Raw genomic sequence first — 13,068 nt, 5'->3', positions numbered from 1 at the left:
GTTAATAATCCTATATGTTTGCGCATGATTGTTTCTGAGGCAAATTTGGTGCGAAATACGCCAGATTTCGAAAAATATATATATTAAACAGCTAATTACGGAAAATAGCCCTTTCGGCCAGCTATGCACATCCCCTTATCGCTGCAACCATGCCCAAGCTTCAATTTGTGAAGTGATCTTAGACCTGACGTGCCTGCGGTCCGCGTATTTCTGCGAATTCTCCGTGGTCATGGAATCGGCTTAGCCGAGAAAGGGGGGCAAACCAAACAGAAGACCTTCACGGCCGCGCGAGTGTCCAGATTGACACGTTGCGCGCAAAGTCTGTTTCAAACCGCGCCTGTTACCGCTTTGTAGATGAATGGCGGTCTGGTGCTTCAGTAAAAGTGGAACTTATTATGGAACGCAGATTAGCTCCAATCACCGATGTCCAAGAAGTTATCGACGATCAGGATCCTGTTGTAGACGAACCGCAGCTGGAAGAAGAAGAGATGGCTGTTGAAGATTTGAACCAACAGCAACAGCAGCAGCAACAACAGCAGGGCGACGACAGCAACACCAACGGTGGTAACGACAGCAACACCAATGGTGGTAACGACAGCAACACCAATGGTGGTAACGACAGCAACACCAATGGTGGTAACGACAGCAACACCAATGGTGGTAACGACAGCAACTCACAGACCAATGGCGGTGACGACAGCAACACCAATACCGCGACCGTAGATATCGACTTCGGCGGCGGAGAGTGGATTCCGCGCGACGATGACAAAGTCGACGTTGATATTGAGGACGTCGAAGGTGATGTCGGCGACGTTATTACTGCCGGTGACGATGTAAATTACGATCCAGGCGACGACGTCAACATTGATATCTCGCAAGACGGGCCCGGAAATGATTTCGCGTCAATCAACCAGCAGTTTGCCAGCCTGGAAGACAATGACAGTCTGGGTACCGCAAGTGTCGTGAATTCAGGTGATTTCACACAAAGCGGTGACGCCAACGGCGGTGAAGCCTATGCCGAAGACGGTATCGACGTAAACAACGACGGTGGCTCCTCTGGCGATGGCGGCATGAGCTATGGTGGTGAAGCCTATGGCGACACCAATGGCAGCCATTCGCTGGCCTTTGGTGGTCATTCAGGAAATGCTGATAGCGCTGCGACAGGTGGAGATGGCGCATCTTCGGGTGATACCTATAACGCAAGCCTGGGTCTTGGTCATTCGAGTGCCAGCGCAGACGGTGACAGCACCGGCGGCGAAGGCGGCGCAGCAGACAGCGAGTCCAATGCCGACAACCACGGCGAAGCGAGTTCCGATAGTGACTCGACTGGTGGTAACGGTGGTAATGCCGGATCGATTGGCCTTGGTCTTGGTCTTGGTTTGTCCGGAGCGAACGCCGATGGCGATGCAGACGGTGGTGACAATACATCTGGGGCATTAGCTGCTGGCCTTGGTCTGGCAGGCACCGATGCTTCCAACGACGGTGCCGATGGTGGCGCTGGTGATGCCGATAACGATGGTTCGGCAGACAACTCTAGCGACGGAACCAACGAAGCCAACGAGTCTTCCTCTGGAGGCAATATTGGTTTGGGTCTGGCTGGCGCTGGCGCGATGGGCTGGAATGATGCCGATGGCGGTAGCGGTTCCGGCGGTGAAGGCTCCGGCGGCGAAGGCTCAGGGGGCGAAGGCTCAGGCGGTGAAGGCTCAGGCGGTGAAGGCTCAGGCGGTGAAGGCACTGGTGGCGAAGGCTCCGGTGGCAATGCCAATGGTGGCGACGGCACCGGCGGAGATTCCGGCTCGGTCGAAGAAGCCTTCCCATTCCCGGTACTCCTTGTGGAAGAGGAAGATCCTGACGGAGACGAAGAAGCTGCAGCAGCTGGTAACTCGAACGGTACCGGCGGAGACGGTGGTACTGGTGGTGCAGGTACCGGCGGTACGGGTACTGGCGGTACAGGTACTGGTGGTACGGGTACTGGAGGTACTGGTACTGGTGGCACAGGTACTGGCGGACCGGGTGCTGGCGGTACAGGAACCGGTGGTGCAGGCGGCGGCTACGTTGACACGGATGCGGATGCGCAAGGTGTTGGTGACCAAGATGCTGCCGGCCCTGTAATCACGCAGTCACCTGGTGATATCGATGGCTCTGCCGACAATGATCAGGACGTTGACGGTTCTGGTGGTAATGGTGGTACCAACACAAGTAATGGATCAGCAGACGCCAGCGGCGATGGAATGGCATCGGCCGAAGGTACTGGTGGCGCTGGCGGTACGGCCAACCCCGAGGCAAGCTCGGCCGGAAGCGGTGCTGGTTCAGCTGACGCAACCAACGAAGCCGGAAACGGCGGTGACTCTGAAGCATGGGCCGATTCAGCCAACGATGGTTATGCCGAAAGCCTTGCCGAAGCGATTGCCGGATACGGTGGAGATGCTTCGTCCGATAATGATGCGGACTCGATGGCTTCAGGTGATGCAACAGGTACTGCGATGTCAGGTGACGGCGGTGCCGGTGGTGCAGCGGCATCGACTGGCGGTACCAGCGGCGACGTCATGGGCTCGTCTACTGGTGGTGCAACCACAGGTGCAATGAACACCGGTGGTGAAGCATCCGGTGCATATTCGGGTGCCGGTGGTGCTGGCGGTAATGGCGGTACCTGGGGTTCGGATAATGGTGGCGATGGTATCGTCAACGGCGAGTCTTATGCATCCGCAGCAGCAGTCGTCGATACGAACGCGTTCAACCAATCGATCGTACAGGGTGCCAACGTGCTTGGTAACTCGGTCGATACGACCATGGTTGGCGGTTCGATGACCTCGACTTATTCGAGCGACGACACCGAGGTCTAAGACCAATTCGCGGGGGCCGCATTATCGGCCCCCGTTCAATGAAATCGCCGGGGCCGCGTAATGTGGCCTCGGCCCAGCAAATCCCGAACCGGAAATTTTAGCCGGCAAGGGGGTAAGGGATCATCGAAATGTCATTCGATAGTGTTACCGAAAAGATTGCACACTTTATTGGATCTTTTGATCTTACGATTGAAAAAGCCCGGTTGAGGGATCAGTACGAAGAGTTCACCGCCATGCGGCGCAAGGCGGAACTGGACGAACTGGAAGAACCCGCAAAGATCCGGATCAAGGCAGATCTTGAATTGGACCCAGGCAAATATGGTCCGCTTTCCTATCGGTTTGACACCCCCCCCGCCACTCCTGAACTTCCACCCCCAACCGACGGCCCTGAATTTGAAACGGTCGTTGTACTTGAACCACCACTCTCAGACGGTCCGCCGTTACCCGAAGCGACAACCGGCCTAGGTGCAACGTTTGTGATCGAGCAGCAGCTGGAGATTGTGACAGAGCTTATCGGGTCTGCTGTGACCTACACGTTCCAGACGATTTTCCTACGCGACAATGACGTTGTCGGCGAGGGAGATTTCCGCGATGTCGATCAGTTGATCGCATTGGCCGAGGCGGCTGCGCAGGTCGCAGCATCGATGCACGCGTTTGCCGTGCCCTCGTTCTCGATCTCGGACTACTTGTCGGTTGAATACGTCGAGTCTTTGGCCGAAGCGATGTTGGCCCCGATCAATGTCGAAGTTGAAGGCGCGGTTGTTTATCAGTTCCACGGCGAAGACGCGATGGGCGTGATCGTCAATGGTGAGTATGTGGACGAAGCCCCGGAATGGGAAGATCTTCTGCCTGCGCATCATAGACTGGACGAGGAAGAAGAAGACGAAACGCCCGATATGATGCCCGCCGAATGGGCTCAGGACGAGGAAGACGAATTTGCCGAAGGTCACACGGTGATCGCAGGCGGCAACCTTGCGATCAACGAGATGAACGCAACTGTGGCCTGGGTCGATGCGCCTTATATTGCGGTCGGTGGAAAAGCAATCGAACTGGCCATGGTGAGCCAGGTCGCCGTTGTATCTGACACAGACAAAGGCACGAATGGCGGCTCGGGCACCAATGTGGTGCACTCGTCGACGATCGAGGTCGAAGGCAACTCAGCCCCTTGGCTTAAGAAAGGCTCAAGTGGAGACGATGCCCCGGCATATGTGCATGTTGATTGGATTACGACCGATCTGATCGTTGCAAATTTTGTCAAGCAGGACATCGACGCAACGGATATCGATCATATTGATGCCGAGATTAGCGCGACGACCACGCTGTATGCGTTGGGTGACAACGAGTTGATTGATGTCACCAATATTCTTCAACTTGGCAGTTATTATGACCTGATCATGATCGAAGGCGACATGATATCGGTCGATGCGTTTGTCCAGACGCACGTATTATTGGATGACGATGTGGTGATGGGCGGATTGCCCGGACCCATCGATGGATCGGACGAGAACCTGGTTATGAACGAGGTTTCTCTCAAGAAAGAAGGCGAAGATACGTATCAGGCGATGCACGACTCCATGGCCGACGCCATGACCATGGGCGAGGACGACATGGCAGCGCTGGAAGAGGCGCTAATGAACGATCCGATGTTTGCTGGCATGGAGCAGATGCGGGTCCTCAAGATCGATGGATCGCTGGTTCAGGTCAACGTGGCCGAGCAATCGACGATGCTTGCCGATCAGGATGACGTATATCTGAATGGTCCCCACGCGGACGAGACCGAGGTTCTGGCAGGCAGCAATGCGATGCTGAACGCCGCCAATGTAACCAAGGCCGGCGTGGATTCGGTTGTTATGGCTCAGGATGGGGCATTTTCTGACCTGCTACTGCATCAGGCAAGCCTGCTTGACATGCCCACGAATGAGGACATCGCCGAGATGACCAACGAGGCAATCGCCGCCATCATGGAAGAGGCGGGTATGCCAGGTCACGACAATGGCATTGGGCCTAACGGTAACGATCTCACGCCAAGCGAAATGGCGAATTCCTCCGATGGCCTGCAGACCATGCTGGCCTAATATTTCCTGATTTACGAGTGACCGGAAGGTTAGTTTATGTCGATCGTTTTTTCGTCGCGCCGCACCCGTTTTGCAAGTCCATTGGACCGGCACGGAGGCGGAGGCCCATTGACCCTGGAACCCCGAAATCGGGTAGCAAAACCAAATGAAAGTAAACTTGCAAAAACAGCGTCCCGCCTGCGTTTGACAAGTGATATGCAACTGGCGGAACCCGAAACCAAACCAGAGACCCCGGAAGCAAGTGACACCCCGGTTGCCGGGCCCGCGAAACGATCGCGGCAATCAGAAGCGCCTCAGGCGACGACACAACCGGATAATCCGGGGCAGACCCAGGCAGAGCAGTTGGATCAAACATCACAACCGCGCGCTGGTTCTCCCCTTCGGCGCGCGTCGTCGCGGCCCGCGCAAGATAAGGATCCTGCGGGTGGCGACACTGGGGTGGCCGATACCGAAGCCCCCGATTGTGAAACCGCCGACCAATCGACTGCACGCATGACCCCCTCTGCGCCGTCGGATGGTAAAGACCGCATGGGCACCACGATCGAGGCCAAGGCCAACCAACCCTTGCTGCGCCCGGGGACGGGTGGTGGCGATGGCAAGGGGCCACCCCAAACATTCCACAAACGCACGCCGCCTGAGGATTTCCAGAAGACGCTGCGTACCTCACTGCGCGCGATTTGGCGCAATCTGGCCTTCGTGCTGGTACTGACCTGCGCGACCAACGTCCTGATCCTAGCGATCCCGATCTACCTGTTTCAGATCAGTGACCGGGTTCTGACTAGTCGCTCGCTGGATACGTTGATCATGCTGACGGCAATCGTTGCCGGAGCAGTCATTTTTCAAGCCGCATTTGATGCCGTTCGTCGGTTCATGCTGATGCGTACAGCGGTCGAGGTCGCCGCCCGTCTTGGGGCCCCGGTTCTTAGCGCTGCGGCCCATGCCTCGCTGCACGGCAACGGACGCGAATATCAGACACTTGGGGATCTGCAACAGGTGCGGGGCTTTCTGGTCTCGGGCACTCTGATCTCATTTCTGGATGTACCATTTGCACCGCTGTTCATCCTGATGATCTTTCTGGTGCATCCGCAACTTGGGATGATTGTGGTGACGACGGCCGTGATTCTGATGATCATCGCGCTGATCAACCAGAAAATGACCGCCAAGCCCTTTGCCAAGGCCAATCAGGCGCAATCAATGGCGAACCAGCATCTGGATTCAATGTCGCGCAACAGTCAGATCATCAACGCTTTGGCGATGATCCCCGAGGCAGTGCGCATCTGGGGGCGTGACACCGCACAATCGCTGACATGGCAGGTCAAGGCGCAGGATCGTAACGTGATCTTCGCGGCCATTTCACGTGCCGTCCGTCTTTTGACGCAGATCGGCATTCTGGGCTGGGGCGCATTTCTTGCGCTGCAGGGCGAAATTACAGGCGGTATGGTCATCGCCGCCTCGATCATCGCAGGGCGGGCTTTTGCGCCGATCGAAGGCTCGATTGAGGGTTGGAATACCTTCCTACTGACGCGTGGCGCTTTTGGGCGGATCAAGGCTCTGCTGTCGAACTCGGCCCTGCAATATGAAAAACTGCGCCTACCACGGCCTGAGGGGCGGTTGGATGTCGAACGCCTGCTATATGTCCCCGGCGGCACCAAGCGGGTGGTTCTGAACGGGATTACCTTTGCGCTGAACCCGGGTGAAACTCTGGCGATCATCGGGAATTCAGGCGCAGGCAAAACGACACTTGGTAAAACGCTGGTGGGTTCGATCCTGCCGACCTCAGGCAGTGTGCGGCTGGACCTGATGGATATCCGCAACTGGGATCCCCGCCAGTTTGGCGAAAATATTGGCTATCTGCCGCAAGACGTACAGCTGTTCCCAGGCAGCATCAAAGACAATATTGGCCGGATGCGTGCCGATGCCACGGATGAGCAGATCCACGATGCCGCCGTTTTGGCCGACGTGCACAACATGATCGCTACACTGCCGCAGGGGTATGAGACTGTTGTGGCCGCCGACGGCTCACCTCTCTCAGGTGGCCAGAAGCAGCGTATTGCTTTGGCGCGTGCCTTCTTCGGCAACCCGCGTTTGGTTGTTCTGGATGAGCCGAATTCGAACCTCGACGTGGCAGGTGACAAGGCGCTTGCGCGCGCAATTCAGCAAGCAAAGGAAAGCAAGATCACCGTTGTAGTGATTACGCAAAAGCCGACTCTGTTGAATGTTGTCGACAAGATCATGCTGCTGACCGATGGGCGCGTGGCGCTGTTCGGGCAGCGCGAACAGGTGCTGGAACAGCTCAACGGGCCGCGCCAGCAACCGCCCGAAATACAGGGCAAGGGGGATTAAGCGATGAACGACGTGGCACGCACCGATGAAGGCGGTCTTTGGTACTCTGAAGTTCCGCGCTCGATCACCAAATTCATCGTGATTGGCTTTATCATGCTTATTGTCTGTTTTGGCGGCTTTGGCGTCTGGTCCTTCCGTGCACCTCTGGCCGCTGCAGTCATCGCGCAAGGCAGCTTTGTCGCGACCGGCCGCAACAAGATCGTGCAGCATTTGGAAGGCGGTATCATCGAGAACATTCTGGTCTCGGAAGGTGAATCTGTTCAAGCCGGACAGATCATGATGACTTTGGATCAGACCTCGGCCGAGGCGAGTGAACGCGAATTGTTCATTCGCAAACTTCGCCTTCAGGCCATGACCGAACGGTTGCTGGCCGAGCATAGCGAACAGGAAAACCTCGTGTTTTCACCCGGATTGATCGAGGCGTCGGATGACGTCGAAGTCATGACGATTCTCGACAATCAGAAACTCAGCTTTGATGTGTCGCGCAAGACATTGCTGAACGATATTGCGCTGCTTCAGCGCAACATGGAGGCGTTGAAAATTCGCGCGTCGGGGTTCGAAGCGCAACTGATCAGCATGGAGCGGCGATCGGAGATACTCGAGGAAGAGTACGAAACAAAATTCTCACTGTTTGAGAAAGGCTTGGTGCGCAAAGGTGATCTAAATACGATCCGCCGGGTACAGGCCGAGGCCGAGGGTCAACTGGCGCGTTTGCGCGCTGAAACGGCTGAGGTCAACCAGATGTTGCTGAAGTATGAAGAGCAGATTCTGCGCACCCGCTCAGCCTATCGCGAGGCCGCGCTGGACGAGTTGGGCGTGATTGAAGCCGACCTCGAAAGTGTGCGTGAAAAAGCCCGCCAGGCCCGCAGCGTTCTGGCCCGTGCCGTTGTGCGTGCCCCGGTGACCGGCACAGTGGTGCGGCTTCATCACCACACGCCGGGCGGGGTGATCGAAACTGGCGAACAGATTGCCGAGATTTTGCCCGCGGATGCTCCGCTGATCATCGAGGCACAGATCCCGCGCACCGAGATCGACAGCGTGGTCACCGGGCAGATCGCAACAGTGCGCCTTGTCGCGCTCAATCAACGGACAACGCCGGTGCTTGAGGGCGAGGTCTATTACGTCTCGGCTGACTCACTGGTTGAGGACTCTGCCGGTATGCCGCAAGAGGTCTATCTGGCGCGCATTTCTCTGACCACGGAAGAGATGGGTCGCGTGCGGGGCTTCGTGCCGACACCCGGAATGCCCGCCGAGATCATGATCCAGACCGAGGAACGCACCTTTGCGGCCTATATCGCCAAGCCGGTGGTCGACAGTATGTCGCGTGCTTTCCGCGAACATTAAGCGCCCGAACGTCTACACCTTCAATTTTCTGCATGTTAGCCTTTCACAGATTCACTTTCTGGAGGGGCGCAAATGCCATTGACGGTCAAAGACATGATGCAGGCTGCAAACGCGGTGGTTGAGCGTATCGATGCCAGCCGGGCGAAAGAACTGATCGGGCAGGGCGCTTTGCTGTTGGATATTCGCGATGCGCCTGAACTGGAAAGGACAGGGCGCGCGGTTGGCGCACATCATATCCCGCGCGGTATGTTGGAGTTTCGGGCTGATCCGGAACTGCCTTCCCATGATGCGGAACTGCGCAAGGACCGGGTGATCATCCTGCATTGTGCATCGGGTGGCAGGGCGGCGCTGGCTGGAAAACTGCTCAAGGATATGGGGTATTTACATGTCTACAATCTGGGTGGATTCGCGGATTGGGTGAATGGCGGCGGCGAGGCGACCGGGCCCCTGGACCGCGGAATGTAGTGGCGTGAACTGACTCAAATCAAGGCCGCACATATTCCGTTTCTGTAGTGTAGCGCCGGAAGCCAAAAGACAGGATACTGGCCATGATACGCCTTGCAGCTATGCTTTATTCTCTGATCGCCACAGCCATCGCTGGTTCCGCCGTGATTGCGGTGTTGTTGGCTGGTATGGTGACCTGGATGGCGATCGTTTCCGCCGCAGCCGCAGGGGCGGTGGTTGCCGCGCCGGTGTCGTGGCTGGTGGCAAAACGCCTGTATCAAGGCGCGTGATCAGGCATTCAGGAAGGTTCTGACCGCCGCTTCGAATTCGCGGGGTTTCTCGGCGTGCAGCCAGTGCCCCGCGCCGGGGATTTTGGCGAAGCGAGCTGCAGGAAACAGGGTGCGAATCTGCCCTCGGTGTTCGGGCAGAACATAATCGGATGCTGCGCCGGACAGGAACAGAGCAGGGCCGTCCCAATGGGTCGAAATCTCGGGGAAGCCCATGATCTTTGGCATTTCGCTGGCCAGTACATCTAGGTTCAGCCGCCAGCGGCCTCCCTCAACATCCAAAGACTGCGTAAAAAAGCTCTGCAGCGCCTTTTCGACGCCCAGATCGGCCAGCTGTGCTTCGGCATCTGAACGACGCTGAACGCGGGACATATCGACCGCCCGCATTGCCTCGATGAATTGAATCTGGCTGTGGCTGTATGCCACTGGTGCGATGTCTGCGACGACCAGCTTGCGCACCAGATCGCCATATTCCAGCGCCAGCACCATCGAAGCTTTTCCACCCATGGAATGCCCGACGATATCGGCGATGCCGCCAACGCTGTCGATGACCTTTGCCAGATCATGCGCCAAATCCGGGTAGCCATGCTGAGCATCCCAAAAGCTGTAGGCGTGATTGCGCATATCGACCGCGATCACCTGTCTTTCGTCCGACAGTCGCCGCGCAATGACTCCCCAGTTGCGCGCCGAACCATAGAGGCCATGCGCTATCAGCAGGGGCGGATGATCGGTCGGGTCGCCATGGATGATCGTATTCAGCATGCTCCTGTGATACGCGTCACCGCGCGGAACAACCAGCCCCATTGTCGCCGGTGTGACGCGCGGCTACATTGTCCCGTCAGGAGGCGCCAATGACGCAGGAAATCGATATCCAGACCCGGATCGCAGAGACCATTCGGTTGCTGCGTAAAAAGCTTGGCGTGAAAGACAAGACCCTGATTGCCTCGGTCCGGCGCGCAAAGCGGCGTTTGCCGCGCAAGGTCTATAAACAGGCCTTGGTTCTGGCAGAGGCCGAGCAGATGGCCGAGCATCCCAAACTGCGGATGGTTTTGGATATGCCCCGGCTCGAAAAAGCGTCGGACGAGGTGCAAGGCCACCTAAACGCGATCAATCTGGCAGATCGACGTTGGGGATGGTTCCTGAGCTTTCTTGGTTCGCTTGCGTTGGGCCTGATCGTGTTGGCGGCGTTGGCTGTGTTCGTACTACGATGGCGCGGGTATATCTGACCGCTGCACACCTCAAAGAAAAACGGCGCCGATCAGGGCGCCGTTTTCTGTTCTAAGATCCGTATTGGATCAGAGATTCGGATAAAGCGGGTAGCGCGCGCAAAGTTCGGCGACTTCGGCTTTGACTTTGGCTTCGACCGCACCGTTTCCGTCTTCGCCATTTGCGGCCAGACCGTCGACCACTTCGATGATCCAGTCTGCGATTTGGCGGAACTCGGCCTCACCAAAACCGCGGGTGGTTCCGGCAGGCGAGCCCAGACGGATACCGCTGGTGATCGTCGGCTTTTCGGGGTCGAACGGCACACCGTTCTTGTTGCAGGTGATATGTGCCCGGCCCAAAGCTTTCTCGGTTGCGTTGCCTTTAACGCCTTTGGGGCGCAGGTCGACAAGAACCACATGGGTATCGGTGCCGTGGGTCACAGTGTCCAGGCCACCCTTGATCAGCTGATCTGAAAGAGCCTGCGCATTCACAACGACCTGTTTGATATAGTCCTTGAACTCAGGACGCAGTGCCTCGCCAAAGGCAACGGCCTTGCCAGCAATCACATGCATCAGCGGACCACCCTGAATGCCCGGGAAGATCGCCGAGTTTACCTTTTTGGCAATCGCTTCATCATTGGTCAGGATCATGCCGCCGCGCGGGCCGCGCAGGGTTTTATGCGTGGTGGTGGTGGCCACATGCGCATGCGGGAAGGGCGAAGGGTGCGCGCCTGCGGCAACCAGACCGGCGATATGGGCCATATCCACATGCAGATAGGCGCCGACCATATCGGCGATTTCACGCATGCGGGCAAAATCGATGACGCGCGGGATGGCCGAGCCTCCGGCGATGATCAGCTTGGGGTTATGTTCCTTTGCCAGCGCTTCAATCTGATCATAGTCGATCAGGTTGTCCTGCTTGCGCACGCCATAATGTACCGCGTTGAACCACTTGCCCGACTGGTTCGGCGCCGCACCATGGGTCAGGTGACCACCTGCATCCAGCGACATTCCTAGAATGGTGTCACCGGGCTTGATCAGCGCCTGAAATACACCTTGGTTCGCCTGCGATCCCGAATTCGGTTGGACGTTGGCAAACTCACACCCAAACAAATGCTTGGCACGGTCGATAGCCAGGTTCTCGGCAATGTCGACGAACTGACAACCGCCATAGTACCGGCGGCCCGGATAACCTTCGGCATACTTGTTGGTCATGACCGAGCCCTGCGCCTCCATCACGGCGGCAGAGACGATGTTCTCCGAGGCGATCAGTTCGATCTCGTCGCGCTGGCGGCCCAATTCAGATGTGATCGAGCCGAACAGCTCGGGGTCACGATCCGCGAGGGACTGGGTGAAAAATCCGTTGTCACGAAGATTGGCGTTCATGTGCGCTCCGCATGGCTGGGGTGTATCTGGCGGATTTCCTATCGGAAACGACGTGTGTCAGAAAGGTTGTAAAGCGACGAAATGGCCCTCTATGGCGTCAACTCTGGCCTATTGCGGAAAGGTATGTTTGTTTCGGAACCAAATGTGCAGCACTGGAAACTATAAAACATGACAAAGAGAATCGCCTTTCTGGCCAGCGATGCCAAGGTTGCGCAGACCGCCCGGGATGCGCTTGTGGCGCGCTACGGAAATGCAGCGCCGAGAGACGCAGATGTTGTGGTGGCGCTGGGTGGTGATGGCTTCATGCTTCAGACGCTGCAGGGCGTCCAGCATTTGGACAAGCCGGTTTATGGAATGAATCGCGGTACCATCGGGTTTCTGATGAACGAATATGCCGAAGTTGATCTGATGGCCCGGCTAGCAGAGGCAGAGGAAGAAGTCATCAATCCATTGGCGATGACTGCAATGGACCAGGCGGGCCAAAAGCACCAAGCACTTGCAATCAACGAGATTTCGCTGCTTCGTGCGGGGCCGCAGGCAGCGCGGTTGCGGATCAGCGTTGATGGGCGGGTACGCATGGCCGAACTCGTGTGTGATGGTGCATTGCTTGCCACGCCGGCGGGTTCAACCGCATATAACTATTCCGCTCACGGACCCATTGTACCCATTGGCGCGGACGTTCTGGCATTGACGCCAATCGCCGCGTTTCGCCCCCGGCGGTGGCGTGGCGCCTTGCTGCCGAAAGTTGCGAAAGTCAGATTCGATGTGATCGAGGCTGACAAACGCCCGGTTATCGTTGCGGCCGATTCCATATCGTTTCCGGATATCGATTGGGTCGAGATCAGGTCTGAGATTGCGATCCAGCATCGTATTCTATTTGACCCTGGCCACGGCCTGGAAGAACGATTGATCTCCGAACAATTTACTTAAATCTCAGCGTGTTGATCATTTTTCCACCGCTTGTGTGAACCAGTTCACATGCAACGCGATAAGGGTTTGTTAACTTCAAGTTGCCCGGAGAACACGCCGAGGTGGAAGTGAGTGGCCATCTAAAGGTGTTTTCGAATGGTTGCGCAGTTTTCGCGCTGGCGAGGGTGGGTGGTGCTACGCTCGTCATCTTAATCCGGGCATATTTTAGTAT

The 13,068-nt window shown here is 57.0% G+C and carries 10 protein-coding genes; 8 read left to right on the top strand and 2 right to left on the bottom strand.

The genetic code is table 11. From position 1 onward, the window contains the following. Positions 1 to 395 precede the first annotated feature (395 nt). The 6 genes from I5192_RS09885 (at position 396) to I5192_RS09860 (ending at position 9,339) form a co-directional block, all read left to right on the top strand. The gene (locus I5192_RS09885; protein ID WP_170818737.1) at positions 396 to 2,843 is read left to right on the top strand and encodes a hypothetical protein; all 2,448 of its coding nucleotides are present in this window, start codon (positions 396 to 398) and stop codon (positions 2,841 to 2,843) included. Positions 2,844 to 2,971: 128 nt separating this feature from the next. After that, positions 2,972 to 4,918: a type I secretion protein gene (locus I5192_RS09880; protein WP_170563724.1), complete on the top strand. Its 1,947-nt coding sequence runs from the start codon at positions 2,972 to 2,974 to the stop codon at positions 4,916 to 4,918. Positions 4,919 to 4,954: 36 nt separating this feature from the next. Next, on the top strand, positions 4,955 to 7,261 hold the full coding sequence (locus tag I5192_RS09875) for a type I secretion system permease/ATPase (RefSeq protein WP_170391971.1): 2,307 nt from the start codon (positions 4,955 to 4,957) through the stop codon (positions 7,259 to 7,261). 3 nt (positions 7,262 to 7,264) lie between these two features. Further along, complete coding sequence (locus I5192_RS09870) at positions 7,265 to 8,605, top strand: HlyD family type I secretion periplasmic adaptor subunit (protein WP_223116769.1); 1,341 nt, start codon at positions 7,265 to 7,267, stop codon at positions 8,603 to 8,605. 72 nt (positions 8,606 to 8,677) lie between these two features. Then, complete coding sequence (locus I5192_RS09865) at positions 8,678 to 9,070, top strand: rhodanese-like domain-containing protein (RefSeq protein WP_170692773.1); 393 nt, start codon at positions 8,678 to 8,680, stop codon at positions 9,068 to 9,070. Positions 9,071 to 9,153: 83 nt separating this feature from the next. After that, positions 9,154 to 9,339 (top strand): hypothetical protein, encoded by a 186-nt coding sequence (locus I5192_RS09860; protein ID WP_223116768.1) that lies wholly within the window; start codon positions 9,154 to 9,156, stop codon positions 9,337 to 9,339. On the opposite strand, the gene I5192_RS09855 is transcribed toward I5192_RS09860, so the two are convergent. Beyond that, positions 9,340 to 10,098: an alpha/beta fold hydrolase gene (locus I5192_RS09855; protein ID WP_223116767.1), complete on the bottom strand. Its 759-nt coding sequence runs from the start codon at positions 10,096 to 10,098 to the stop codon at positions 9,340 to 9,342. A gap of 89 nt (positions 10,099 to 10,187) precedes the next feature. Here I5192_RS09855 and I5192_RS09850 point away from each other — a divergent pair, with 89 nt between their 5' ends. Further along, on the top strand, positions 10,188 to 10,562 hold the full coding sequence (locus I5192_RS09850; protein WP_170391953.1) for a hypothetical protein: 375 nt from the start codon (positions 10,188 to 10,190) through the stop codon (positions 10,560 to 10,562). A 69-nt stretch (positions 10,563 to 10,631) separates the two neighbouring features. Here the strand turns inward: I5192_RS09850 and glyA are convergent, their stop codons facing one another. Further along, positions 10,632 to 11,927 (bottom strand): serine hydroxymethyltransferase, encoded by a 1,296-nt coding sequence (gene glyA, locus I5192_RS09845; RefSeq protein ID WP_170594798.1) that lies wholly within the window; start codon positions 11,925 to 11,927, stop codon positions 10,632 to 10,634. A gap of 168 nt (positions 11,928 to 12,095) precedes the next feature. Between glyA and I5192_RS09840 the strand changes: the two genes are divergently transcribed. Then, positions 12,096 to 12,857, top strand: a complete 762-nt coding sequence (locus tag I5192_RS09840) for an NAD kinase (protein ID WP_170391948.1) — start codon at positions 12,096 to 12,098, stop codon at positions 12,855 to 12,857. The last annotated feature ends 211 nt before the right edge of the window (positions 12,858 to 13,068 follow it).

This window comes from Ruegeria sp. SCSIO 43209 (assembly GCF_019904295.1).
In the GTDB taxonomy this organism is placed as follows: Bacteria; Pseudomonadota; Alphaproteobacteria; order Rhodobacterales; family Rhodobacteraceae; genus Ruegeria.
Note: the sequence above shows the minus strand (reverse complement) of the source record. Positions and strands in the feature narration are given on the sequence as shown.

Excerpts from the sequence above, each read along its gene's own strand:
- I5192_RS09885 (WP_170818737.1), top strand. The coding sequence starts at position 396 with ATGGAACGCAGATTAGCTCCAATCACCGATGTCCAAGAAGTTATCGAC.
- I5192_RS09880 (WP_170563724.1), top strand. The coding sequence starts at position 2,972 with ATGTCATTCGATAGTGTTACCGAAAAGATTGCACACTTTATTGGATCT.
- I5192_RS09875 (WP_170391971.1), top strand. The coding sequence starts at position 4,955 with ATGTCGATCGTTTTTTCGTCGCGCCGCACCCGTTTTGCAAGTCCATTG.
- I5192_RS09870 (WP_223116769.1), top strand. The coding sequence starts at position 7,265 with ATGAACGACGTGGCACGCACCGATGAAGGCGGTCTTTGGTACTCTGAA.
- I5192_RS09865 (WP_170692773.1), top strand. The coding sequence starts at position 8,678 with ATGCCATTGACGGTCAAAGACATGATGCAGGCTGCAAACGCGGTGGTT.
- I5192_RS09860 (WP_223116768.1), top strand. The coding sequence starts at position 9,154 with ATGATACGCCTTGCAGCTATGCTTTATTCTCTGATCGCCACAGCCATC.
- I5192_RS09855 (WP_223116767.1), bottom strand. The coding sequence starts at position 10,098 with ATGCTGAATACGATCATCCATGGCGACCCGACCGATCATCCGCCCCTG.
- I5192_RS09850 (WP_170391953.1), top strand. The coding sequence starts at position 10,188 with ATGACGCAGGAAATCGATATCCAGACCCGGATCGCAGAGACCATTCGG.
- glyA (WP_170594798.1), bottom strand. The coding sequence starts at position 11,927 with ATGAACGCCAATCTTCGTGACAACGGATTTTTCACCCAGTCCCTCGCG.
- I5192_RS09840 (WP_170391948.1), top strand. The coding sequence starts at position 12,096 with ATGACAAAGAGAATCGCCTTTCTGGCCAGCGATGCCAAGGTTGCGCAG.